This window comes from Pseudomonas sp. RtIB026, from assembly GCF_016861355.2.
Taxonomy (GTDB): domain Bacteria; phylum Pseudomonadota; class Gammaproteobacteria; order Pseudomonadales; family Pseudomonadaceae; genus Aquipseudomonas; species Aquipseudomonas peradeniyensis.
In genome coordinates, this window is the sequence record NZ_AP023348.2 from 4,329,340 (window position 1) to 4,354,466 (window position 25,127).

The following is a 25,127-nucleotide window of genomic DNA, read 5'->3' on the forward strand; positions in this document are numbered from 1 at the left end:
ATAAAGATCCGCGCAGTCAACCAGATTTTCTCGCAAGGTTCGTATGCGGATGAAGTGGATGATACTCCAGTGATGGAGTCCTTTGCAGAGGGACATAGGGATGGCAAGCGGTAAAGTCAAGTGGTTCAACAATGCCAAGGGCTACGGATTCATCAACGAGGACGGCAAGACTGATGATCTGTTCGCCCATTATTCAGCGATCCAGATGGACGGTTACAAGACGCTGAAAGCAGGCCAAGCCGTGAACTTCGAGATCATCCAGGGCCCCAAAGGGCTGCACGCGACCGACATCAGAAGCGCCACCAGCAGCGTCCAGGCCAGCGCGACGAACCCGGGCAACACCGTCGAAGTCTGATCCCCGACCTGCCTGCCGGTAAACGAAAAAACCGGTCGCCCCTTTAATAAAAGAGGCGACCGGTTTTTTTGCCCCGCTTACATGTGCTTGATCAGCGCCTCGCCAAAGCCCGAGCTACCGACCAGGGTCGCGCCGTCCATCAGGCGCTCGAAGTCGTAGGTCACGGTCTTGGCCGCGATGGCGCCATTGGTGCCCTTGATGATCAAGTCGGCCGCCTCGGTCCAGCCCATGTGCCGCAGCATCATTTCGGCCGACAGAATCACCGACCCCGGGTTGACCTGGTCCTTGCCGGCGTACTTCGGCGCGGTGCCGTGGGTGGCCTCGAACATGGCCACGGTGTCCGACAGGTTGGCCCCCGGCGCGATGCCGATCCCGCCCACTTCCGCCGCCAGCGCGTCGGACAGGTAGTCGCCGTTGAGGTTGAGGGTGGCGATCACATCGTACTCGGCCGGACGCAGCAGGATCTGCTGGAGCATGGCGTCGGCGATGGCATCCTTGACGACCACCTCACGGCCGGTTCTCGGGTTCCTGAACTTCATCCACGGGCCGCCATCGAGCAGCTCGGCGCCGAACTCGTCGCGCGCCACCTCGTAGCCCCAATCCTTGAAGGCCCCTTCGGTGAATTTCATGATGTTGCCCTTGTGCACCAGGGTCAGCGACTTGCGGTCGTTGTCCACCACATACTGCAACGCCTTGCGTACCAGGCGCTTGGTGCCCTCCTTCGAGACCGGCTTGACGCCGATGCCGCAGTCCTGGTCGAAGCGGATCTTGGTGACGCCCATCTCCTCCTTGAGGAACTTGATCACCTTGTTCGCCTCGGGCGAGCCGGCCTTCCACTCGATGCCGGCATAGATGTCCTCGGAGTTCTCGCGGAAGATCACCATGTCGACGTCACCCGGCTTTTTCACCGGGCTCGGCACGCCCTGGAACCAGACCACCGGACGCAGGCACACATAAAGGTCGAGCTGCTGGCGCAGGGCCACGTTGAGCGAACGGATGCCGCCACCGACCGGGGTGGTCAGCGGCCCCTTGATCGACACGACATAATCCTTTACCGCATCCAGGGTCTCCTGGGGCAACCAGGTGTCCTGGTCGTAGACCTGGGTGGCTTTCTCGCCGGCGTACACTTCCATCCAGGCAATCTTGCGCTTGCCGCCGTAGGCTTTCTGCACGGCGGCATCAACCACCTTGATCATCACCGGCGAGACATCCACGCCGATACCGTCGCCTTCGATGTAGGGAATGATGGGGTTGTCGGGAACATTGAGCGAATGGTCTGCATTGACGGTGATCTTGGCACCATCAGACGGAACCTTGATTTTCTGGTATCCCATGCTGCACTACTCCGCTTTTCCTGGGGTGATTGGAAATCGTGCGATCCACTGAGCCTAAACCACATCTGCCGACCTGCAAGCTTGCATCCTCGAGTCGGCGACGCCTCTTTCGCGGGTAAACCCGCTCCCACAGAATCACGCACACCCCTGTGGGAGCGGGTTTACCCGCGAAAAAATGCATCGCCACCGCCTGCGGCAACACGCCACATTGCTCCTACGTCTTTGGTCTTATAAATGCGCTGATACCACTTCGCCTTGCTGAATAGCCCAAAGGGTTTGATATACTCCGGCGCGACCATAGGGTCATCGGGGCGAACCCTAGGAAAATGCGGCTCGCCCTTGGTCATGAATGACCACAAAGCCTGGGTTGTTACCGCGGCCCAGCACTTGACGCTCGACTGATGCATCCACCATCACCGCTCGCAGCCTCTCGACTTTCCGCTCATGGCGTCGCCAGGGCGAAGCGCCTACCCTGCGCACCTCGAGACTCGAGTACGCTCAGCACATAGAGAGTTAACCCGCATGCCCACCCGTTCCAAGATCATCTACACCTTCACCGACGAAGCCCCCGCCCTCGCCACCTACTCGCTGCTGCCGATCGTCGAGGCCTTCACCGCTTCGGCCGATATCGCCGTCGAAACCCGCGACATCTCCCTGGCCGGCCGTATCCTTGCCGCCTTCCCGGAGCAACTGGGCGCAGGTAAGCAGGTAGGCGATCACCTGGCGGAACTGGGCCAGCTGGCCACCACCCCTGAAGCCAACATCATCAAGCTGCCGAACATCTCCGCATCGGTTCCACAGCTGAAGGCCGCGATCAAGGAGCTGCAAGCCAAGGGCTTCAACATCCCCGACTACGCCGACGAGCCAGCCAGCGCCGAGGAAAAAGAATCCCGCGCCCGCTACGACCGCATCAAGGGCAGCGCCGTGAACCCGGTCCTGCGCGAAGGCAACTCCGACCGCCGCGCCCCGCTGTCGGTCAAGAACTACGCCCGCAAGCACCCGCACAAGATGGGCGCCTGGGCCGCCGACTCCAAGTCGCACGTTGCCCACATGACCCAGGGCGACTTCTACGGCAGCGAAAAAGCCGCGCTGATCGAGGCTGACGACAGCCTGCGCATCGAACTGGTCGGTAAAGACGGCAGCACCACCGTCCTGAAAGAAAAAACCGCCGTCAAGGCCGCCGAAGTCATCGACTGCGCCACCCTGAGCCGCAAGGCCCTGAAAGCCTTCATCGCCGAGCAGATCGCCGATGCCAAGGCCTCCGGCGTGCTGCTGTCGGTGCACCTGAAAGCCACCATGATGAAGGTCTCCGACCCGATCATGTTCGGCGTGATCGTCGAAGAGTTCTACAACGACGTGCTGGCCAAGCACGCCGCCGCCCTGGCCGAAGTCGGCTTCAACGCCAACAACGGCATCGGCGACCTGTACGCCCGCATCAAGGACCTGCCTGCTGAAAAGCAAGCCGAGATCGAAGCCGACATCCAGGCCCTGTACGCTGTTCGCCCGGCCCTGGCCATGGTCAACTCGGACAAGGGCATCACCAACCTGCACGTACCGAGCGACGTCATCGTCGACGCCTCGATGCCTGCGATGATCCGCGACTCGGGCAAGATGTGGAACACCGCCGGTGAACTGCAGGACGCCAAGGCGATCATCCCGGACCGCTGCTACGCCGGCATCTACCAGGCCACCATCGAAGACTGCAAGGCCAACGGCGCCTTCGACCCGACCACCATGGGCAGCGTGCCGAACGTCGGCCTGATGGCGCAAAAAGCCGAAGAATACGGTTCCCACGACAAGACCTTCCAGATCAAGGCCGACGGCGTCGTGCGCGTGGTCGATGGCAAGGGCCAGGTCGTGCTGGAGCAGAACGTCGAAGCCGGTGACATCTTCCGCATGTGCCAGACCAAGGACGCGCCGATCCAGGACTGGGTCAAGCTGGCCGTCAACCGCGCCCGCCTGAGCAACACCCCGGCGGTGTTCTGGCTGGACCCGGCCCGCGCCCACGACGGCGTGATGATCGAGAAGGTGCAACAGTACCTTAAGGATCACGACACCTCCGGCCTGGACATCCGCATCCTGGCCCCGGTCGACGCCATCAAGTTCTCCCTGGCCCGCATCCGCGAAGGCAAGGACACCATCTCGGTGACCGGCAACGTGCTGCGCGACTACCTGACCGACCTGTTCCCGATCATGGAGCTGGGCACCAGCGCCAAGATGCTGTCGATCGTCCCGCTGATGAACGGCGGTGGCCTGTTCGAGACCGGCGCCGGCGGTTCGGCACCGAAGCACGTGCAGCAGCTGGTCGAAGAGAACTTCCTGCGCTGGGACTCGCTGGGTGAGTTCCTGGCCCTGGCCGCCTCCCTGGAGCACCTGGGCAACACCTACGACAACCCGCGCGCCAAGGTCCTGGCCAACACCCTGGACCAGGCTACCGGCAAGTTCCTCGACACCAACAAGTCGCCTTCGCGCAAGGTCGGCGGTATCGACAACCGTGGCAGCCACTTCTACCTGACCCTGTACTGGGCAGAAGCACTGGCCGCCCAAACCGACGACGCCGCCCTGCAGGCGCGCTTCGCCCCGCTGGCCAAGACCCTGAGCGAGAACGAGGCGACCATCGTCGCCGAGCTCAACGCCGTCCAGGGCAAGCCGGCCGACATCGGTGGCTACTACGCCCCGGATGCCGAGCTGACCGCCAAGGTGATGCGCCCAAGCCAGACCCTGAACAGCGCCATTGCCGCCCTGTAAGGTTCGCTTGACGTAACAGCACAGACCCCGGCCACGCACCGGGGTTTGTGCTTTCTGCAGCGCAGAAACGGCCCCTTGTAGGAGCGGCCTTGTGCCGCGAATGGGCCGCAAGGCGGCCCCGGCAATGTTTGTTGCGAAGCTGAAAATCCGGGGCCGCTTCGCAGCCCATTCGCGGCACAAGGCCGCTCCTACAAGGCCCGCGCCTACCATAGGAATCGCACATGACCTGGCAACCCCACATCACCGTCGCCACCATCGTCGAACACGACGGCAAGTTCCTCTTCGTCGAGGAATTCAAGGCCGGCCAGCACGTATTCAATCAACCCGCCGGCCACCTCGAAGCCAACGAAACCATCACCCAGGCCGCCCTGCGCGAAACCCTCGAAGAAACCGCCTGGGAGGTCGAGCTCACCGGCGTGGTCGGCATTTACCTCTATACCGCCCCGAGCAACGGCGTCACCTACCAGCGCATCTGCTTCGCCGCCCGCCCCGTGCGCCATCACGCTGACCTGGCGTTGGACAGCGACATTGTCCGCGCCGTGTGGCTGACCCGCGACGAACTGCTGGCCGAGCCGTCGCGCTGGCGCAGCGAGCTGGTACCGCGCTGCCTCGACGACTACCTGGCAGGCCCGCTGCATAGCCTCGATCTGCTGCGCGACTGACGCCAGCCCGCGGGTTTGATAGAATCGGCGTTTTTCCCCTCTGATACACACCGGTAGCCATGACCAGCCCAGCACTCAAAGACCCCGCCAAGACCCGCGTCATCGTCGGCATGTCCGGCGGCGTGGACTCTTCCGTCTCCGCCCTTCTGCTCATCGAGCAGGGCTACCAGGTGGAAGGTCTGTTCATGAAGAACTGGGAAGAGGACGACGGCACCGAATACTGCACCGCCCGCGAAGACCTGGCCGACGCCCAGGCCGTGTGCGACCGCATCGGCATCAAGCTGCACACCGCCAACTTCGCCGCCGAATACTGGGACAACGTGTTCGAGCACTTCCTCGAAGAGTACAAGGCCGGCCGCACGCCCAACCCGGACATCCTCTGCAACCGCGAGATCAAGTTCAAGGCGTTCCTCGACTACGCCCTGTCCCTGGGCGCCGACCTGATCGCCACCGGCCACTACGTGCGCCGCCGCGACACAGGCGAGCTGACCGAGCTGCTCAAGGGCCTGGACCCGAACAAGGACCAGAGCTACTTCCTGCACGCCGTCGGCGGCAAGGAAATTGCCCGCACCCTGTTCCCGGTCGGCGAACTGGAAAAGCCCGAGGTACGCGCCATCGCCGAGAAACACGGCCTGGCCACCGCCAAGAAGAAGGACTCCACCGGCATCTGCTTCATCGGCGAACGCCGCTTCAGCGATTTCCTCAAGCAGTACCTGCCGGCCCAGCCCGGCGAGATCCAGACCACCGAAGGTGAAGTGATCGGCCAGCACCATGGCCTGATGTACCACACCATAGGCCAGCGCCAGGGCCTGGGCATCGGCGGCCTGAAAGACGCCGGCGACGAGCCGTGGTACGTGCTGGAGAAAGACCTCTCGCGCAACGTGCTGGTGGTCGGCCAGGGCAACGAGCACCCGTGGCTGTTCTCCCGCGCCCTGCTGGCCTCGGAGATCTTCTGGGTCAACCCGATCAACCTGTCCAGCCCGCGCCGCCTGACCGCCAAGGTGCGCTACCGCCAGGGCGACCAGCAATGCACCCTGGAACGCACCGAAAGCGGCTACCGCGCCGTGTTCGACGAGCCGCAGCGCGCCGTGACCCCGGGTCAGTCGGTGGTGTTCTACGACGGCGAGGTGTGCCTGGGCGGCGGCGTGATTGAAACCGCCGAGCCATGGAGCCCGCGCCGATGAACAACCTCCAGGAGCAGTTGATCGCCCTGGGCGGCGTGTTCCAGGCCGCGGTGCTGGTCGACCGCATCGCCCGCACCGGCCAGGCCAGCGAAGCCAATATCGGCTGCATGCTCGGCAGCCTGCTGGTGCGCGACCCGAAGGACACCCTGGAGGTGTTCGGCGGCGACGACCTCAACCTGCGCGACGGCTACCGCGCGCTGGTCGGCGCCCTGGAGCGCGACCCCAGCAGCCTGCAACGCGAACCGCTGCGCTATGCCCTGTCGATGCTGGGCCTGGAACGCCAGTTGAACAAGCGTGGCGACCTGCTCGACACGATCGGCAACCGCCTGCCGCAGATCCAGTCCCAGGCCGAGCATTTCGGCCTGGTTCACGAAAACGTCATCGCTTCCAGCGGAGCCTTGTATCAGGACACCCTGAGCACCTTGCGCCAACGCATCCAGGTGCACGGCGACATGCGTTTCCTGCAGCAGGCCAGCAATGCCTCGAAGATCCGCGCCCTGCTGCTGGCCGGCATCCGTGCCGCGCGCCTGTGGCGACAGCTGGGCGGACACCGCTGGCAACTGGTGTTCAGCCGGCGCAAGTTGCTCAATGAACTGTACGGGATGATGCGTACCGCTGATTGAAACTGCGCCCTGTGTAGGAGCGGCCTTGTGCCGCGAAAGGGCTGCGCAGCAGCCCCGGCAATCTGTGCCGGGGCGAAGGTTCTGGGGCCGCTGCGCGCCCCTTTCGCGGCACAAGGCCGCCCCTACACAGGGTATTGCGACATGATTCACAGGCCCGACCTTTGGTCAGCCACCCGACTCGGGCGCGTTTTTCATGTATGATATGCGCCCTTCCAAAAGCCTGACTGTCCGAGAACACCCCATGCAGCTCTCCTCGCTCACTGCGGTTTCCCCTGTAGACGGCCGTTATGCCGGCAAAACCCAGGCCCTGCGCCCCATCTTCAGCGAATTCGGCCTGATCCGTTTCCGCGCCCTGGTCGAAGTACGCTGGCTGCAGCGCCTGGCCGCCCACCCGCAGATCGGCGAAGTGCCGGCGTTCTCCGCCGAAGCCAACGCCGTGCTGGACAGCCTGGCCACCGATTTCAAGCTCGAGCACGCCGAACGCGTCAAGGAAATCGAGCGCACCACCAACCACGACGTCAAGGCCATCGAGTACCTGCTCAAGGAGCAAGCGGCTCAACTGCCTGAGCTGGCCAAGGTCAGCGAGTTCATCCACTTCGCCTGCACCAGCGAGGACATCAACAACCTGTCCCACGCCCTGATGCTGCGCGCTGGCCGTGACGATGTGCTGCTGCCGCTGATGCGCCAGATCGCCGAATCCATCCGCGCCCTGGCCCACGCCCACGCCGACGTGCCGATGCTGTCGCGCACCCACGGCCAGCCGGCCTCGCCGACCACCCTGGGTAAAGAGCTGGCCAACGTCGTCTACCGCCTGGAGCGCCAGATCGCCCAAGTGGCCGCCGTGCCGCTGCTGGGCAAGATCAACGGCGCCGTGGGCAACTACAACGCCCACCTGTCGGCCTACTCGCAGATCGACTGGGAAGCCAATGCCCGCGCCTTCATCGAGGACGAGCTGGGCCTGGTGTTCAACCCCTACACCACCCAGATCGAGCCGCACGACTACATCGCCGAGCTGTTCGACGCCATCGCCCGCTTCAACACCATCCTCATCGACTTCGACCGTGACGTCTGGGGCTATATCTCGCTGGGCTACTTCAAGCAGAAGACCGTCGCTGGCGAAATCGGCTCCTCGACCATGCCGCACAAGGTCAACCCGATCGACTTCGAGAACTCCGAAGGCAACCTGGGGATCGCCAACGCACTGTTCCAGCACCTGGCCAGCAAGCTGCCGATCTCGCGCTGGCAGCGCGACCTGACCGACTCCACCGTGCTGCGCAACCTGGGCGTGGGCTTCGCCCACAGCGTCATCGCCTATGAAGCCAGCCTGAAGGGCATCGGCAAGCTGGAAGTCAACGCCGCCCGCATCGCCGCCGACCTGGACGCCTGCTGGGAAGTCCTGGCCGAGCCGATCCAGACCGTGATGCGCCGCTTCAACATCGAGAACCCCTACGAGAAGCTCAAGGAGCTGACCCGTGGCAAGGGCATCACCCCTGAAGCGCTGCTGACCTTCATCGACGGCCTGGACATGCCGGCCGAAGCCAAGGCCGAGCTCAAGCAACTGACTCCTGCCACCTACATCGGCAACGCGGTAGCCCAGGCCAAACGCATCTGACCTGTGCCCCGCGCCTAACGCCCGGCCTGGCCGGGCGTTTTTATTCCCGTACGAAAACCAAGTTTTTTCAATAGGTTGAACATGAATTCTGATACTCCACTGCAACTGTTGGGCGGCCTTACGGCCCGTGAATTCCTGCGCGACTACTGGCAGAAGAAGCCACTGCTGGTGCGTCAGGCCTTCCCCGACTTCGTCAGCCCCATCGACGCCGACGAGTTGGCCGGCCTGGCCCTGGAAGAAGAAGTCGAGTCGCGCCTGGTGCTCGAGCACGGCGAGCGCCCGTGGGAGCTGCGTCGCGGCCCGTTCGCCGAGGACGCCTTCGCCGACCTGCCCGAGCGCGACTGGACCCTGCTGGTGCAGGCGGTTGACCAGTTCGTGCCGGAAGTCGCCGAGCTGCTCGAAGAGTTCCGTTTCCTGCCCAGCTGGCGCATCGACGATGTGATGATCAGCTATGCGGCACCCGGCGGCAGCGTCGGCCCGCACTTCGACAACTACGACGTATTCCTGCTGCAGGGCGACGGCACGCGCAACTGGAAAGTCGGGCAGATGTGCAACAGCGACAGCGCGCTGATCGACCACGCCGACCTGCGTATCCTGGCCGACTTCGAGCAGAGCGAGGAGTGGACCCTGGAGCCGGGCGACATGCTCTACCTGCCGCCGCGCCTGGCCCACTACGGCGTTGCCGAGAGCGAGTGCCTGACCTACTCGGTGGGCTTCCGCGCCCCGAGCGCCGCCGAAGTGCTGACCCACTTCACCGACTTCCTCGGCCAGTTCCTGCCCGATGAAGAGCGCTACAGCGACGCCGACGCCCAGCCGGTCAGCGACCCGCACCAGATCCAGCATGATGCCCTCGACCGCCTCAAGGCGCTGATCAACAAGCACATGGCCGACAAGGACCTGCTGCTGACCTGGTTCGGCCAGTTCATGACCGAGCCGCGTTATCCCGAGCAGGTCGTCGGCGAAGAGCTGAGCGAGCAGGAGCTGCTCGACTACCTCGGCCAGGGCGCCATCCTGATCCGCAACCCGAGCGCGCGCCTGGCCTGGTCGGAGTTCGGTGACGACCTGCTGCTGTTCGCCAGCGGTCGCAGCTGCCCGCTGCCGGGCAAACTGCGCGAACTGCTGAAGCTGATCTGCTCCGCCGACGCCCTGCACAGCGAGAACCTTGGCCAGTGGTTGCAGGACGAAGACGGCCTGATGCTGGTACAACAGCTGGTCATGCAAGGCAGCCTGGGATTCGCCGATGAATAAGATCAGTGTTCGACTGGCCGACTGGCACAAGGACAACGCCGACATCCACCGCATCCGCAGCGCCGTGTTCGTCGCCGAGCAGCACGTGCCGCCGGAGCTGGAATTCGACGCAGAAGACCCGACCGCCGTGCACTTCCTGGCCATGGAGGGCGACTACCCGATCGGTACCGCCCGCCTGCTGCCCGACGGCACCATCGGCCGGGTCTCGGTGCTCAAGGACTGGCGCGGCCTGAACGTGGGTGACGCGCTAATGCGCGCGGTGATCATCGAGGCGCAGAACCGCGACCTCAAGCAGCAGATGCTCAGCGCCCAGGTACACGCCACGCCGTTCTACGAGCGCCTGGGGTTCCGTGTGGTCAGCGAGGAGTTCCTCGAGGCCGGCATCCCGCACGTGGACATGGTTCGCGACTCGCGCGAGATGGCCTGAGCCACCAGGTTGGCGGCCTACTCTTTGTAGGAGCGGCCTTGTGCCGCGAAAGGGCTGCATAGCAGCCCCAGGATTTCAGCGTTGGCGCAAAGATCGCCGGGGCCGCTATGCGGCCCTTTCGCGGCACAAGGCCGCTCCTACAGGGTTACGCCCGCCCCCTCAGGCAATCACGATCTGCCCATCCCCCACCCCCTGAGCAGAGATCCCCACCAGCGTCACGCTGTCCCCGCCGAACTTCAGCACCAGGTCATCGCCAACCTGGCTGGCATGGGCACGCCAGTCCGGCGTCGCCGTACCACCATCCACACCGATGAACACCAGCCGGTCCTGCCCGGTGAAGTCCAGCACCCGGTCCTGGCCAAAATGCTCGCTGAACAGGAAGGTGTCGCGCCCGCCGCCGCCAATGAGCACATCATTGCCCACACCACCGACCAGCACGTCATTGCCGGCGCCGCCCTGCAGCCGGTCGTCGCCGCCCAGGCCGAACAGCCACTGGCCCTGGTTGCCCGCCACCAGCTGGTCGCCGGCCTGTGTGCCGTTGAGCGAGGACGCATAGGGCGTGACCTTGCCGCTCTCGAACAGACCTTGCGCCGCCACCCCGTGGCTGACCTCCTTGCTGAAGATCAGCAGGCTCGACTCCTTGCTCACCAGGTTCTCGACATTGCGCACCAGGCTGATGCCGCCCTGGGCGTCGCGCACGTACAGCGTGCCCTCGCCGTCCCGGGCGATGCTCAGATTGGCCAGGGCGTCCTGCAGCTTCAGGGTGTCATGACCGGCGCCGCCATCGATCAGGTTGAAGCCGCCGTCATCGCGGAAGGTGTCGTTGCCGGCCCGCCCCTCGAGGTAGTCGTTGCCGCGCCCGCCATGGATCAGGTCGTCCTGCTCTGAGCCGATGATGAAGGTGCTGCCCTTGTGCGGCTCGGCATTGCGGTTGAGGTCCTCGACCCAGGTCGAGCCACGGGTGACATCGGACAGGTTGCTGACCACGATGGTCGAGTCGCGGCTGGTCCATTGATAGAACGACGAGCCCAGCACCCGGCCAAGGCCATCGGCATAGGCCGTCGGCAGGTGCGACAGCCAGGTGGCGATGTTGCCAATGGAGAACGGCAGCAGGTTCCAGGCGTCGGAGGCATAGTGGTCGTTGAAGTTGACGATGTTGTTGGTGGCCGAGGCCTTGGCACCATCGTGCACGCCCAGGGTGCCCCAGGTCGCCGAGGTGCCGTCGAGCACGCGGAACACCGGATCGTTCTCGTAGCCGATATTGAGCACCTTGCCGGCGTCGGCGGCCTGGGTCGGCGAGGCGAAGGCGACGTAGCGCGCATCCTGGTAGAAACCGCCCCAGCGCGAGCCACTCAGGTCGGCCAGGCTGTTGACCGCCAGGCCGCCGAGGCTGTGACCACTGACGGTGACATCGGCGCCGCTCAGGCCATTGGCCTTGGCAAAGGCCGCCACATCGGCGAGCAGTTGCCCGAATGCGTTACCGGCGTAGTCACGGGCATAGCCGGCCGGGCCGATCGCCGCCAGCAGGTCGTTGATGGCATCGCCGATGGTGTCGCCCAGCAGGTTCTCGCGCGGGCCGCTGGTGCCGCGGAAGGCGATGCCGATGCCGCTGAGCTGGCCGGCGGCATCGTAGCGGCCGAGGATTTCCACCTGCGCCGAGGTGTAGCCCGGCGCTTCGCCGTGGAAGGTGCCACGGCCGTCGGTCTTGCCCTGGTAGCCCAGCTGCGCCGCGCTGATCGGCGTCCAGCCGGCGGCCTTGACCTGGGCCAGGGCGCGGGCTTCGGAATCGGGGTTCCAGGGGATGCCGGGGATCACGCCCTGGCTGTCGGTGCCGCCGATCAGCGCCTTGACCAGGGTGGCCGGCAGGCCCAGACCGAAGCCGTACTTCTGGTAGCCGGCGCTGAAGCCATCGTCGATACCATGGTAGGCATAGGTGGCCAGGGCCATGGCATCTTTATAGAGCGAGGAAGAGGCAGTGCTGTCGAGCTGTCGGTAATCGAAAACGGGCATTGGTTTACATCCCTGTTGTTATTGTAGGAAGGACACCCCAGCGACATCGTCCAGTGACACGACTGGCGGGCGAAAGGCAAAGCTGGCACGCATTTGCCGACTCGTCCAACCCCAAGGGGTGGCTACCCTGCCAAACATGCGGGCGAAAAACCTGTACATGCATACAGATAAAGCTTGCCTGCACGCCCTGGCTTGCGCATCCTAGTGCCCATCTTCCGCGATCAAGCGTTTCGGCCATGCGCCTCTTCCTCTGCGAAAAACCCTCCCAGGCAAAAGACATCGCCAAGGTCCTCGGCGCCCAGCGTCGTGGCGACGGCTGCTGGCAAGGAACCGATGTCTGCGTGACCTGGTGCATCGGCCACCTGCTCGAGACCGCCCCGCCCGACAGCTACGACGAGCGCTACAAGCGCTGGGCCCTCGAGGACCTGCCGATCATCCCGGAGAAGTGGAAGATGACGGTCAAGCCCAAAACCGCCAGCCAGTACAAGGCAGTCAAACGTCTGCTCGGCGAGGCCCGCGAGCTGGTGATCGCCACCGACGCCGACCGCGAGGGCGAGATGATCGCCCGGGAGCTGGTCGAGCATTGCCGCTACCGGGGACCGATCCAGCGCCTGTGGCTGTCGGCACTGGACGACGCCTCGATCCGCAAGGCACTCGGCCGCCTGCTGCCGGGCCAGGAGACCTTCAGCCTGTACCATTCGGCCCTTGGCCGCTCACGCGCCGACTGGCTGATCGGCATGAACATGAGCCGCCTGTTCACCCTGCTCGGCCGCCAGTCCGGCTACCAGGGCGTGCTGCCGGTGGGACGGGTGCAGACACCGACGCTGCGCCTGGTGGTGGACCGCGACCGCAGCATCGCCGACTTCGTGCCGGTGCCCTTCTGGGCCATCGAGGTGCAGCTGGAAAGCGCCGGCAGCGTGTTCAACGCCCAGTGGCGCGCGCCGGAAGACGCCTGCGACGACCAGGGCCGCTGCCTGAGGCAGGAGCTGGCCCAGCAGGCCGCCGCCGACATGCAGGCGGCCGCCAGCGCCCGGGCGCGCAAGATCGCCACCGAACGCGTGCGCGAGGCGGCGCCACTGCCCTTCGACCTCGGTACCCTGCAGGAGGTGTGCTCGAAGAAACTCGGCCTCGGCGCCCAGGAGACCCTGGACATCGCCCAGGCTCTGTACGAGACCCACAAGCTCATCACCTACCCACGCAGCGACAGCGGCTACCTGCCCCTCAGCCAGCACGGCGAGGCTGCCGGTATCCTCGCCGCCCTGCAACGGGCCGACAACAGCCTCGCGCCGCTGCGGGCGCACCTGGATCCGGTCCGCCGCTCACGGGCATGGAACGACCAGAAGGTCAGCGCCCACCACGGCATCATCCCCACCGCCGCCGCCAGCGACCCGGCGCGCCTGCCGCCCAAGTACAAGGCGGTGTATACCCTGATCCGCGCCCGCTACCTGGCGCAGTTCCTGCCCAACCACGAGTACGACCGCACCCAGGCCGAGTTCGATTGCGCCGGCCATGCGCTGCGGGCGGTGGGCAAGCAGATCGTCGAGCCGGGCTGGCGCCGGGCGCTGCCCGAGGCACTGACCCCGGCCAAGGGCCGCGAGGCGCCACCGGCCCAGGTGCTGCCAGCACTGCGCGAAGGCCAGGACTGCGCAGTGCGGGACCTGCAGCTGAAAGACCTGTGGACCCAGCCACCCAAGCCCTTCACCGAAGGCGACCTGATCAAGGCAATGAAGAACGTCGCCAAGCTGGTCGACGATCCTCGGCTGAAACAGAAGCTCAAGGAAACCACCGGCATCGGCACCGAGGCCACCCGCGCCAGCATCATCCAGGGCCTGCTCGACCGTGGCTATCTGGTCAAGAACGGCAAGGCCCTGTCGGCCACGCCCGCCGCCTTCAGCCTGATCGACGCCGTGCCCCGGGCCATCGCCGACCCTGGCACCACGGCAATCTGGGAACAGGCGCTGGACATGGTGCAGAGCGGCGAGATGAGCCTGGACGAGTTCGTCACCCGCCAGTCGGCCTGGATGGGCAAGCTGGTGCAACGCTGCAGCGGCCTGCGCCTGACCATCAGCGGGCCGGCGGCGGGCAAGGCGGCGGCGCCGTGGAAGAAGAAGCGCAAGGGTGCCGCCAAGGGCAAGACAGCAGCCGGCAAGCCCCGACAGCCGCGGCGCAAGGCAGCGACCTAGCGCGCTCCAATCGCGGGGCAAGCCCGCTCCCACGCCTGTTCGTATTCGACGCGTGGGAGCGGGCTTGCCTCGCGATGGCGCCATCTACTGGCGCAATGAAAATCCTCTGCTATTTTTTCATGAAAATAATCATAAAAAATTTCACGAGGCCCCGGCATGTTCAAGCAATCCGCCCAGCACGTCGCCAGCTACTACGCCCGCACCTACCCCGCCACCATCCCCCTGCGCCCCACCCTGCAGGGCGCCCATGACACCGACATCCTGATCGTCGGTGCCGGTTTCAGCGGCCTGCACACGGCCCTGCGCCTGACACTGGCCGGCCAGCGCGTGACCCTGCTGGAAGCCAGCCGGGTGGCCTGGGCCGCCTCGGGCCGCAACGGTGGCCAGGCACTGCTGGGCTGGTCGTGCGACATGCCCCCACTTGAGCGAGCCCTGGGCCTGGAGCGCAGCCGACGCCTGTGGGACAGCATGTGCTGGGCCGCCCGCGAGCTGCGCGAACTGCCCCAGCGTCATGGCTTCGATGTCGACTATCACCTGGGCAGCCTGTGGACCGCCGTGCTGCCACGCCGGGTAAAACTGCTGGAGGCGGCCCGACGCGAAGCACAGGAGAAGTTCGGCTACGACTGCCTGCGCCTGATCGGCCGCGACGAACTGCCCGAGTGGATCGACAGCCCCCGTTACCAGGCCGCGCTGTACGACCCCAATGGCGCCCACCTCAACCCGCTGAAGCTGGCCCAGGGCCTGGCTAGCGTGATCGAGGCGAACGGCGGGCGGATCTACGAGCAGAGCCAGGTGCTCGACTACCACGAACACGCCAACGGCTTCGTCGCCCGCACCGAACAGGGCGAAGTGCGCAGTCGCGTACTGGTGCTGGCCTGCAATGCCTATATCGACCGCCTCGACCGCACGCTCTCGCGCCGGCTACTGCCGGTGGGCTCCTACCAGGTGGCCACGGCCCCCCTGGATGCCGAGTTCGCCGCCTCGCTGCTGCCGCGCAACAGCTGCGTGATCGACAACCAGTTCGTTCCCGACTACTTCCGCCTGACGCCCGACCACCGCCTGCTGTTCGGCGGCGGCTGCACCTACCTGGGCGGCATCCCCAAGGACGTCGCCAGCGCCACCCGCCCCTATCTGGAGCGAGCCTTTCCGCAGTTGCGCGGGGTGGCCATCGAACATGCCTGGGGCGGCCACATCGACTGCAGCATCCAGCGCACCCCGGATATCGGCCGTCAGGGCCAACGCTACTGGCTGCAAGGATTCTCCGGCCACGGCGTGCTGCCGACCCTGGCCGGCGCACGCGCCGTCAGTGACGCGATTCTGGGTGACGACGACCTGCTCGCGCTTTATCAGGGCATCGAAAGTGGCCGCTTCCCCGGCGGCGACCTGCTGGCCGCGCCGCTGGAAGCGGCCGCCAAGGCCTGGTACAGGATGCGCGACCATGTCTGAACCGATCGACGACAACCAGGGCCTGGCGCGGCTGGTACGCGACCTGCGCAAGCACCGCGGGCTGACCCTGGACGAGCTGGCCGGTCGGGTCAAGCGCTCGCTGGGTTTTCTCTCGCAGGTCGAGCGCGGCCTGTCACGCCCCACGGTGGCCGACCTCACCGCCATCAGCGAGGCGCTGCAGGTCCCCACCACCTACTTCTACCAGGCCGTGCCGCCCCGGGCGATCGACTGGGTCACCCGTCCCGGTGAGCGACGCACCCTGTACTACGCCGCCGGGGTCACCGACGTGCTGGTCTCACCGACCCTCACCGGCCGCTTCGCCATGCTCGAAAGCCACCTGGCGCCCGGCGCCAGCAGTGGCGAAGGGCATCTGGATGACAGCTCGGAACAGGGCGGTTTCGTTCTCGAGGGCGAGCTGACCCTGTGGCTCGAAGGCCAGGAGGATGCGATCACCCTGTACCCCAACGACAGCTTCCAGCTGCCGCCCCACAGCCAGTTCCGTTACGCCAACCTGACCGCCCGAACGACCCGGGTTCTCTGGGTCTTCCGTTGAGAGCATGCCAATGACAAGTACAACAGGCTTCCCCGATCTGCTCAGCGAAGTACGCGCCTTCCGCGTCCAACACCCGCAGGTGCGCTACGTCGACCTGCTCAGCCTGGACATCCCTGGGCACTTCTACGGCAAGCGCTATCCCATCGACATGCTGGAAAAGGTAGCCGCCGGCAGCCCGCTCAAGTTGCCGCAGAACTGCGTGCTGCTCGGCGTGCAGGGCGGGCTGTTCCCCATCGGCGACTACTGCTTCAACGACGGCGACCCGGACGCCCCGCGCCGCCTGGTACCCGGTACGCTGAAACCGGTGAGCTGGGAGCGTGAGCCGCTGGGGCAGATGTTGATCACCTCGGACGGTACCGCGGCGCCCATCGAATTCGAGCCCCGCGAGGTGCTGGCCCGTGTCCTGCAACGCCTGGAGCGCCGGGGCATCCGCCCGGTGGTGGCGTTCGAACTGGAGTTCTACCTGTTCGACCGGGCGCTGAAAGACGGCCTGCCGCAGTTCCCCCGCGACCCGGCCAGTGGCGATGCCGACGATCAGCCAAACATGCATATCGAGCGCCTGTCACGCTTTTCCGATGTGCTGCGCGAAATGGTCGAGACCGCCAACGCCCAGGGGGTGGACGCCAACGTCATCACCGCCGAGCTGGGCCCTGGCCAGTTCGAGATCAATTTCGGCCACTGCGACGATGGGCTGCGCGCCGCGGACTGGGCGGCGCTGTTCTGCCGCAGCACTCGGGGCGTGGCGCTCAAGCATGGGCTGCGTGCCTCGTTCATGAGCAAGCCCTACCTGCATGCGCCGGGCAGCGGCATGCATGTGCATGTCAGCCTCTACGACCCGGCCGGCAACAACCTGCTCGCCGCCGACGCCCAGCGCCCGCTGCGCCACGCCGTGGCCGGCTGCCTGGCGCTGCTGCCGCACTGCATGCCGGTGTTCGCCGCCAACCACAACGCGTTTCGCCGCTACGGCGCCATGGTCAATGCCGCCAGCCGTGCGAGCTGGGGCTTCGAGGACCGCGACGCGTGCATCCGCATTCCAGAGTCGGATCCGCGCAACCTGCGGATCGAGCACCGGCTGGCCGGGGCGGAAGCCAATCCGTATCTGGTACTGGCGGCGATCCTCTGCGGGATGGAGCATGGGCTGGACACCGCGCAGGAGCCGATTGCACCGCTGAACGAGGATCGTGGCAGCGGGATCGACTTTCCCAAGGACATGCTCGGCGCGGTGGCGGCGATGCGCGGGCATCCGGCCGTCAACGAAGGGTTGGGTGCGGAATTCGTGATGGTCTATTGCGAGAACAAGCGCCAGGACCATCTGGCGTTCCTGCAGGAGGTCAGTGCGCGGGAATATCGCTGGTTCCTGTGACATCCATCGCGGGGCAAGCCCGCTCCCACGCAACGATCCCGAACTGGCGTGGGAGCGGGCTTGCCCCGCGATGAGGCCGGCACTGGCAACCCCTACCGTCCGGGATTACCATGTGCCCCCTCTAGCGCGGCCTTTTGCCGCACCCACCCCCTCGCCAGCCAAACTCCATGCCCTTCGAACTCACCGTAGAACCGCTCACCCTGCTGATCCTCGCCCTGGTCGCCTTCGTCGCTGGCTTCATCGACGCCATTGCCGGCGGCGGTGGCCTGCTGACCACTCCCGCGCTGCTCACCGCCGGCATGCCGCCGCACCTGGTGCTGGGCACCAACAAGCTCAGCTCGACCTTCGGCGCCGCTACTGCCAGCATCACCTACTATCGGCGCAAGCTGTTCCATCCGGCGCAGTGGCGCCTGGCGATCGTCGGCACCTTGGTGGGCGCGCTGATCGGCGCGGTGGTGGCCCACTACATGCCCGCCGAATGGCTGAACAAGATGTTGCCGGTGATCGTCTTCGCCTGTGGCGTCTACCTGCTGTTCGGCGGCACGCCCAAGGCGCCTCTGGACGCCGAGGCGCCGATCAGGAAGAAGTGGCAGTTCCCGCAAGGTTTCACCCTGGGCTTCTATGACGGCGTCGCCGGGCCGGGCACCGGTGCCTTCTGGACCGTTAGCACATTGCTGCTCTACCCGATCGACCTGGTTCGCGCCAGTGGCGTGGCGCGCAGCATGAACTTTGTCAGCAATATCGCGGCGCTTACGGTGTTCATCATTTCCGGGCAGGTGGATTACATCGTTGGGCTGTGCATGGGGGTGTCGGTGATGGTCGGGGCGTTCTTTGGGGCGCGTACGGCGATCAGCGGGGGGAGCAAGTTTATTCGGCCGGTGTTTATTGCCGTGGTGTTGGCGTTGACTGTGCGGTTGGCTTGGCAGCATTGGTTTGGGTAGGGTCGGGCTTGGGCTTGGGCTTGGGCTTGGACTCTGGTGAGCGTTTTGATTTTTGTAAGCACATTCGTAGAAGATATCGACATTTAGTCACCTTTCCGCCTTTACGGCGGCCTACTTTTCTCTTGGGAAAAGTAGGCAAAACCGTTCCGCTCCGTTCATCCGGCCCCTACGCTGCGCTCCGGGGTCCCCTCGCTCCGTTCTTGCTCCCGGGAGGACCGCGCTGAACGCCCCATCCTGGGGCGCAGCGCTTGACGGCCATCCATGGCCGTCACCTCCCTCCGCAAGAACTCCGCTCGGCCTCCTGAAGTCGCAATTGGTGGCGCCTGGACTATCGCGCGCTTAGAAGCAAGAGCAAGAGCAAGAGGCGCGAAGTTAGTTGTTTTACCATTAGTTATGTATTGGCTGTTCCGGCCCTTTCGCGGGGCAAGCCCGCTCCTACAGGGTTATATATAGCGGCGACTATTGCGTGGGAGCGGGCTTGCCCCGCGATGTGATCGAGAGATTAATTAAGCTCCCACTAGCGACAGCTGCGCCAGTTCAGGCGCCGCCCGTAACTTCGCGACTTCAGGAGGCCGAGCGCAGGTCTTGCGGAGGGAGGTGACGGGCATGGATGCCCGTCAAGCGCTGGGGCCCAGGATGGGCCCTGCAGCGCGGTCCTCCCGGGAGCAAGGCCGGAGTGAGGGGACCCGGAGCGAAGCGTAGGGCCGGATGAATGGAGCGAGGATTTTTTGGTGACTTTTTGATCCTTCAAAAAGTTACCCGCCGTAAGGGCGGAAAGGTGAATAAGCGTCTACATCACAAATGAATGCGCATACAACTTCAAAAACCAACTGAAACGAACTAAAACCAACTAAAACAACTCAGGCAGACAACACCGGCTCAGGAAGCCCCAACCGCCGAGCAACATACAAATCAATCAGATACCGAGCAATCGACCGCCCCGCCGGCAAAGGCGGCAACTCATGCACATTGAACCACCGCGCATCCTCGATCTCATCCGCCTGCATGACAATCTCCCCCCCAGCATACTCGGCATGAAACCCCAGCATCATCGAATGCGGAAACGGCCAGCACTGGCTGCCAACGTACTGGATGTTCCTGACCTCCACCGCCACCTCTTCACGCACCTCGCGCACTAGGCAGTCCTCGGCCGACTCCCCAGGCTCCGCGAATCCCGCCAGGGTGCTATAGACCCCGGTGACAAAGCGCGGCGAACGGGCCAAAAGCACCTCGTCGCCACGAGTAATCAACACAATCATGCTCGGAGAAATCCGCGGATAGCTGCGCAAGTCGCACGGCTGGCAATACATCGCCCGCTCCCAGCGAATCTGCGTCATGGCCTGCCCGCAACTGCCACAGAAACGGTGCTCGCGAGCCCAGGTACCGATTTGCGCGGCGTACCCGAGTACCTTGTAGGTGTCGAAGTCGCCCTCAAGCATGAACCGGCGCAGCCCCTGCCAGTGACACCCCGGCACTTCACCGGCACCACGCAGCTCCAGCAGGAACACCGGCTGGCCATCAAAATGGCCGATACCATGCTCGCACAGCACATCAAGGTCCTGGCGCTTGAGCCAGTCGCGGGGAAACAGCGCGCCGTTGGCGTCCACCAGGAACCCCTCCGGGCTGCGGGCGACGGCCAGCCCCCCGGTGATCTGCGGGTCGAGTACTGCGGTTGTCCAGCGTGCTGACATGGTTCGGGTCCCTTGATGGCGCCCGCCTCTGTCCAGTCAGTCGGCGAACGTCGGTTGCTGTTTGCTCATGTGCGCGGCCATGGCCACGCGCAGGTCTTCGGACTGCAGCATGGCCGCGTTCCAGGTGGCGATGTACTCCAGGCCATCGTCGATGCGATGGTCGCGCATGTAGCTGATCATCTCCTTGGTGCCGGCCACGGCGATCGGCGATTTTGCGGCAATCTCGCGGGCGATGGCAAAGACCCCGTCGAGCAGCGCCGCCTGGTCATCATAGACGCGGTTGACCAGGCCGATGCGCAGCGCCTCCTGGGCGTCGACCCGGCGGCCGGTGTAGGCCAGCTCGCGCATGATGCCGTCGCCGATGATACGCGGCAAACGTTGCAGGGTGCCGACATCGGCGGCCATGCCCATGTCGATCTCCTTGATCGAGAACTGCGCGTCAGCGGCGCAGTAGCGCATGTCGCAGGCCGAGACCATATCGATGGCGCCGCCGATGCAGTAGCCCTGGATCGCCGCCAGCACTGGCTTGCGGCAGTTGTCCACGGCGTTGAACGAGCCTTGCAGGCGCAGGATGGTGCGGCGCATCACCCGGGCGTTGCGTCCGACATCCTTGCCCAGTTGCTGCGCCAGGGTGGCCAGCATCGTCAGGTCGATGCCGGAAGAGAAGTGCTTGCCGGCGCCACTGATGACCACCACGCGCACCGCGTCGGTGTCGTCGATCCACTGGAAGATCTCGACCAGCTCTTCCCAGAAGGCGGCGTTCATCGCGTTGATCTTGTCCGGGCGGTTGATCTGCACGTGGGCGATGTTGTCGGTCAGTTCGACCTTGAACGCGGTGTATTCGGTCACGAGCGGCACTCCTGTGGGAAAAGGATTCACAACGCCGGATCTTAGCGCACCCGCAAGGCTGCACATGTGCCAAAAGCCGGACTGGATGACTTGCACCCCGAGGCGCGATGCGGCACCTTGCGCCACTGCTGAATCAAAAGGATACAAATTCATGTCCCGTTCCCTGACCGGCGCCCTCGCCCACGGCTTCCTGGGCCAGTCGCCGCGTTGGTACAAGGCCGTCATCTGCCTGTTCCTGGTCCTCAACCCGTTGCTGCTGGCAACCCTCGGCCCGGTGGTCACCGGCTGGGTGCTGGTGATCCAGTTCATCTTCACCTTGGGGATGGCGCTCAAGTGCTACCCGCTGATGCCCGGCGGCCTGCTGCTGGTCGAGGCGCTGCTGCTGCGCATGACCACGCCCGAGGCCCTGTACGAAGAGCTGCAGCACAACTTCCCGGTGATCCTGCTGCTGATGTTCATGGTCGCCGGCATTCACTTCATGAAGGAGCTGCTGCTGTATCTATTCTCGCGGATCCTGCTGGGGGTGCGCTCCAAGGCGATACTTAGCCTGCTGTTCTGCGTGCTCTCGGCGTTTCTCTCGGCGTTCCTCGACGCCCTGACCGTGACTGCGGTGATCATCAGTGCCGCAGTGGGCTTCTATGCGGTGTACCACCGTGTCGCCTCGGGCACCAACCCACGGGAGGAGTCGGCGCTGGACAGCGACCATCAGGTCGAGCAGTTGCACCGCGACGACCTCGACCAGTTCCGCGCCTTCCTGCGCAGCCTGCTGATGCATGGCGCGGTGGGTACGGCGCTGGGCGGCGTGTGCACCCTGGTGGGCGAGCCGCAGAACCTGCTGATCGGTCATGAGATGGGTTGGCACTTCGCCGACTTCTTCCTCAAGGTCGCGCCAGTGTCGATGCCGGTACTGGCGGCGGGTCTGGTGACTTGCGTGCTGCTGGAGAAGCTGCGCTTGTTCGGCTACGGCACGCTGATGCCCGAACGCGTGCGCCAGGTGCTGGCCGCCTACGCCGCCGAGGACGACGCCGCGCGTACCCCGGCCCAGCGCGTCGCCCTGGTGGTGCAAGGCCTGGCCGCATTGATCCTGATCGTCTGCCTGGGCCTGCACATTGCCGAGGTCGGCCTGATCGGCCTGATGGTCATCGTGCTGATCACCGCCTTCACCGGCATCACCGACGAGCACCGCCTGGGCCGCGCGTTCCAGGACGCCATGCCGTTCACCGCGCTGCTGGTGGTGTTCTTCGCCGTGGTCGCGGTGATCCACCAGCAGCAGCTGTTCAGCCCGCTGATCGCCTGGGTGCTGGCCCTGCCCAGCGAGCAGCAGCCGGGCATGCTGTACCTGGCCAACGGCCTGCTGTCGGCGATCAGCGACAACGTGTTCGTCGCCACCATCTACATCACCGAGGTCAAGCAGGCGTTCGTCAATGGCGCGATGAGCCGCGAGCACTTCGAGACACTGGCGGTGGCGATCAACACCGGCACCAACCTGCCCAGCGTGGCCACGCCCAATGGCCAGGCGGCGTTCCTGTTCCTGCTGACCTCGGCGATCGCGCCGCTGGTGCGGCTGTCCTATGGACGCATGGTGTGGATGGCCTTGCCCTACACCGTGGTCATGGGTGGCCTGGGCTGGTGGGCGGTGACCTACTGGCTGTAGTAGCCGCTCCTATGGAACTGAACATAACTTATTGATTTAGCAGGACCCTGTGGGAGCGGCTTTAGCCGCGAAGAATCCAACACCGTGCCTGGCACCGGCTGCGCCGGTGTTCGCGGGTGAACCCGCTCCCACAGGGCGCGCGGGCTACCCGCGAACTCAGTTCCCTGCGCGACAGCGCCCCCCAAAGGGCTGGGCGATCTCCTACAAACGAACGCGTATCCCGCCCCTGCTTTTTCTCCTCCCGTGCACCTACCCGTCGAACCCTGACTATCGTTCAGCACTGCTGTCGATCCTCGCCAACCCCGTTCGACTATCCAGCACACCCACCCGAGGAGACTCATCCCATGCGCAAGCTCATCGTCGCCGCCTTCATCACCCTCGATGGCGTCATGCAGGCCCCTGGCGGTCCGCAGGAGGACACCAGCGGCGGCTTCACCCATGGCGGCTGGATCCCGCCATTGGCGGACGAGGCCTTCGGCCAGGCCATGCAGACCTTGTTCAGCCAACCGTTCGAACTGCTGCTGGGGCGGCGCACCTATGACATCTTCGCCGGGTTCTGGCCAGAAGTCGGGCCCGATGCGCCGGATCGTCCATTGGCCGACCTGTTCAATGGCGTGGCCAAGCATGTCGCCACCCACCGCCCCGAATCCATCGACTGGCAAAACAGCCACCCGTTGGGCGCCGATGTGACGGGGGCAGTACGCACGCTCAAGCAACAGACCGGCCCGGCGCTGCTGACCCAGGGCAGCGGTGAACTGGTACGCCAGCTGCTGGCGGCCGGGCTGGTGGACGAGCTGCGCCTGTTGATCCATCCCTTGCTGCTGGGACGCGGCAAGCGCCTGTTCGGTGACGATGCACAGGCCGCGGCCTTCAAGCTGGTGGAATCGAACAGCACGCCCAATGGGGTACTGCTGGCGCATTACGTGCGTAGCGGCGAGGTGCAGACGGGATCGTTCTGAACCCGGTCAGTCGAGCAGGCGGGCGAAGCCATGATGCCGTAGCCGAGCAGGGCCGGGGCATCGCCCGCAGGATGGTCGAACACCTCGAAGGCATCGCCCGGGCCGAAGGCCTGGAAACGGTCCATCTGGATGCCACCCTCAACGCCGCCGCGTTCTATCGCCGCTGCGGCTACGTCGGCGACGCGCTATCGACCTACCAGTCGCCCTTTGGCCTCGAACTGTCCTGCATCCCCATGCGCAAGGCCATGGCCCGGGTATAAGATCAGAGCCCCCTGCCCCGGAGACCCGTCCCATGCTGCCCACCGCTTCCTCCCAGCACAGTGCCCGCCGCGTTCGCTTGCAGGCCTTGCGCGGGCGGGTCGGCCTGGGGCTGGTGGCCGGGCTGTCGGTGCTGGCCGGCATGACCGATGCCATCGGCCTGCTGGCGCTGGGCGACTTCGTCTCGTTCATGAGCGGCAACACCACGCGCCTGGCGGTTGCCATCAGCCAAGCTGACCTGGCGCTGATCCTGCGCCTGGCCCTGGCGATCCTCGGTTTCGTGCTGGGCAACACCCTGGGTGTCCTGCTGGCCCGGCGCCTGAACCGGCGCGCCGCACCCTTGCTGCTGATCGTCGCCACCCTGCTGGCCTTCGCCGCGGCCTGGCCGGCGTCGATCACCTTCCCCGCACTGATCGCGGCCACCCTGGCCATGGGCATGCTCAATGCCGTGGTCGAGCAGGTGAACGGCCTGCCGATCGGCCTGACCTACGTCACCGGCGCGCTGTCGCGCTTCGGCCGTGGCCTGGGACGTTGGCTGCTGGGTGAGCGGCGCGATGGCTGGCGGGTGCAACTGGTGCCCTGGAGCGGCATGCTGCTGGGCGCCGCGCTCGGCGCCTGGCTGCAGCAGCGGCTCGGCTTGCAGGCGCTGGCGGCCAGTTGCGGCCTGGCCTGTCTGCTGGCGCTGGTGACGGTGTTCATTCCGCGGGCCTGGCAACTGGGCTACATGCCGCGTTGAGGACCACCCCTTTCAAAGTTTTCGCGTTTCGGGGGATATGACCGCTCGAATTCAAGATTGCCGGGGTCGCTTTGCGACCCTTTCCGGCCGGTCCGACGCCTCGGCAAGGCCGCTCCTACAGGGGCACGCGGTCGTCTGTAGGAGCGGCCTTGTGCCGCGAAAGGGCTGCAAAGCAGCCCCGGCAAGGCCAAGCCGGACGCCAATTCTCACACCTTGAAAGGGCTGGCGATGAGGAAGAACCAAACAGCGCAGGCCCATACCTGCAGGATATGCGTATGCTTCGATAATCAC

21 protein-coding genes are annotated in these 25,127 nt (G+C 65.2%); 17 read left to right on the plus strand and 4 right to left on the minus strand.

Annotated features, from left to right (window positions below; all coding sequences use genetic code 11):
* The first annotated feature begins 100 nt into the window (after positions 1-100).
* On the plus strand, positions 101-355 hold the full coding sequence (gene cspD, locus PRtIB026_RS19330) for a cold shock domain-containing protein CspD (protein ID WP_186716100.1): 255 nt from the start codon (positions 101-103) through the stop codon (positions 353-355).
* A gap of 77 nt (positions 356-432) precedes the next feature.
* Here the strand turns inward: cspD and icd are convergent, their stop codons facing one another.
* Positions 433-1,689 carry an NADP-dependent isocitrate dehydrogenase gene (icd, locus tag PRtIB026_RS19335; protein WP_203652214.1) on the minus strand — a complete coding sequence of 419 codons (1,257 nt, stop codon included), beginning with the start codon at positions 1,687-1,689 and terminating at the stop codon, positions 433-435.
* 522 nt (positions 1,690-2,211) lie between these two features.
* On the opposite strand from icd, the gene PRtIB026_RS19340 reads away from it, so the two are divergent.
* The 7 genes from PRtIB026_RS19340 to PRtIB026_RS19370 all read left to right on the plus strand — a co-directional run bounded on the left by PRtIB026_RS19340 (position 2,212) and on the right by PRtIB026_RS19370 (position 10,193).
* Entirely contained in the window at positions 2,212-4,437 is a 2,226-nt protein-coding gene (locus PRtIB026_RS19340) for an NADP-dependent isocitrate dehydrogenase (RefSeq protein WP_234560762.1), read from the plus strand.
* 221 nt (positions 4,438-4,658) lie between these two features.
* Positions 4,659-5,099, plus strand: coding sequence for an NUDIX hydrolase (locus PRtIB026_RS19345; protein WP_203652212.1), 441 nt, complete (start codon positions 4,659-4,661; stop codon positions 5,097-5,099).
* Between the two features lie 59 nt (positions 5,100-5,158).
* Positions 5,159-6,283 (plus strand): tRNA 2-thiouridine(34) synthase MnmA, encoded by a 1,125-nt coding sequence (gene mnmA / locus PRtIB026_RS19350; RefSeq protein ID WP_203652210.1) that lies wholly within the window; start codon positions 5,159-5,161, stop codon positions 6,281-6,283.
* A complete protein-coding gene (hflD, locus tag PRtIB026_RS19355; protein WP_203652209.1) occupies positions 6,280-6,906 on the plus strand; it encodes a high frequency lysogenization protein HflD in 627 nt (208 codons plus the stop codon). Before mnmA ends, hflD begins: the two co-directional genes overlap by 4 nt.
* A 241-nt stretch (positions 6,907-7,147) precedes the next feature.
* Positions 7,148-8,518, plus strand: a complete 1,371-nt coding sequence (gene purB / locus PRtIB026_RS19360) for an adenylosuccinate lyase (protein ID WP_062359667.1) — start codon at positions 7,148-7,150, stop codon at positions 8,516-8,518.
* Positions 8,519-8,599: 81 nt separating this feature from the next.
* Positions 8,600-9,766, plus strand: coding sequence for a cupin domain-containing protein (locus PRtIB026_RS19365; protein ID WP_203652208.1), 1,167 nt, complete (start codon positions 8,600-8,602; stop codon positions 9,764-9,766).
* The gene (locus PRtIB026_RS19370; protein WP_203652207.1) at positions 9,759-10,193 is read left to right on the plus strand and encodes a GNAT family N-acetyltransferase; all 435 of its coding nucleotides are present in this window, start codon (positions 9,759-9,761) and stop codon (positions 10,191-10,193) included. The genes PRtIB026_RS19365 and PRtIB026_RS19370 overlap by 8 nt, the downstream gene beginning before the upstream one ends.
* A 159-nt stretch (positions 10,194-10,352) precedes the next feature.
* Here the strand turns inward: PRtIB026_RS19370 and PRtIB026_RS19375 are convergent, their stop codons facing one another.
* A complete protein-coding gene (locus PRtIB026_RS19375) occupies positions 10,353-12,203 on the minus strand; it encodes a polyurethanase (protein WP_203652206.1) in 1,851 nt (616 codons plus the stop codon).
* A 236-nt stretch (positions 12,204-12,439) separates the two neighbouring features.
* Between PRtIB026_RS19375 and PRtIB026_RS19380 the strand changes: the two genes are divergently transcribed.
* From PRtIB026_RS19380 to PRtIB026_RS19400, 5 genes are all read left to right on the plus strand, one after another.
* A complete protein-coding gene (locus PRtIB026_RS19380) occupies positions 12,440-14,386 on the plus strand; it encodes a DNA topoisomerase III (RefSeq protein WP_203652205.1) in 1,947 nt (648 codons plus the stop codon).
* 156 nt (positions 14,387-14,542) lie between these two features.
* A complete protein-coding gene (locus PRtIB026_RS19385; protein WP_203652204.1) occupies positions 14,543-15,832 on the plus strand; it encodes an NAD(P)/FAD-dependent oxidoreductase in 1,290 nt (429 codons plus the stop codon).
* Positions 15,825-16,385: a helix-turn-helix domain-containing protein gene (locus tag PRtIB026_RS19390; RefSeq protein ID WP_203652202.1), complete on the plus strand. Its 561-nt coding sequence runs from the start codon at positions 15,825-15,827 to the stop codon at positions 16,383-16,385. Before PRtIB026_RS19385 ends, PRtIB026_RS19390 begins: the two co-directional genes overlap by 8 nt.
* Positions 16,386-16,395: 10 nt before the next feature.
* The gene (locus PRtIB026_RS19395; protein ID WP_203652200.1) at positions 16,396-17,748 is read left to right on the plus strand and encodes a glutamine synthetase family protein; all 1,353 of its coding nucleotides are present in this window, start codon (positions 16,396-16,398) and stop codon (positions 17,746-17,748) included.
* A gap of 167 nt (positions 17,749-17,915) precedes the next feature.
* Complete coding sequence (locus PRtIB026_RS19400; protein WP_203652198.1) at positions 17,916-18,689, plus strand: TSUP family transporter; 774 nt, start codon at positions 17,916-17,918, stop codon at positions 18,687-18,689.
* Between the two features lie 860 nt (positions 18,690-19,549).
* Here the strand turns inward: PRtIB026_RS19400 and nudC are convergent.
* Both nudC and PRtIB026_RS19410 read right to left on the minus strand, forming a co-directional pair.
* Positions 19,550-20,380 (minus strand): NAD(+) diphosphatase, encoded by an 831-nt coding sequence (gene nudC, locus PRtIB026_RS19405; protein WP_203652196.1) that lies wholly within the window; start codon positions 20,378-20,380, stop codon positions 19,550-19,552.
* 36 nt (positions 20,381-20,416) lie between these two features.
* Complete coding sequence (locus PRtIB026_RS19410) at positions 20,417-21,229, minus strand: crotonase/enoyl-CoA hydratase family protein (RefSeq protein WP_028692407.1); 813 nt, start codon at positions 21,227-21,229, stop codon at positions 20,417-20,419.
* A 151-nt stretch (positions 21,230-21,380) separates the two neighbouring features.
* On the opposite strand from PRtIB026_RS19410, the gene nhaB reads away from it, so the two are divergent.
* The 4 genes from nhaB to PRtIB026_RS19430 all read left to right on the plus strand — a co-directional run bounded on the left by nhaB (position 21,381) and on the right by PRtIB026_RS19430 (position 24,836).
* Positions 21,381-22,883 carry a sodium/proton antiporter NhaB gene (nhaB, locus tag PRtIB026_RS19415; RefSeq protein ID WP_198743543.1) on the plus strand — a complete coding sequence of 501 codons (1,503 nt, stop codon included), beginning with the start codon at positions 21,381-21,383 and terminating at the stop codon, positions 22,881-22,883.
* Between the two features lie 344 nt (positions 22,884-23,227).
* Complete coding sequence (locus PRtIB026_RS19420) at positions 23,228-23,842, plus strand: dihydrofolate reductase family protein (RefSeq protein WP_203652194.1); 615 nt, start codon at positions 23,228-23,230, stop codon at positions 23,840-23,842.
* A gap of 71 nt (positions 23,843-23,913) precedes the next feature.
* Entirely contained in the window at positions 23,914-24,102 is a 189-nt protein-coding gene (locus PRtIB026_RS19425) for a GNAT family N-acetyltransferase (RefSeq protein ID WP_203652192.1), read from the plus strand.
* Positions 24,103-24,134: 32 nt separating this feature from the next.
* Positions 24,135-24,836, plus strand: coding sequence for a YoaK family protein (locus PRtIB026_RS19430; RefSeq protein WP_203652190.1), 702 nt, complete (start codon positions 24,135-24,137; stop codon positions 24,834-24,836).
* Positions 24,837-25,127 lie beyond the last annotated feature (291 nt).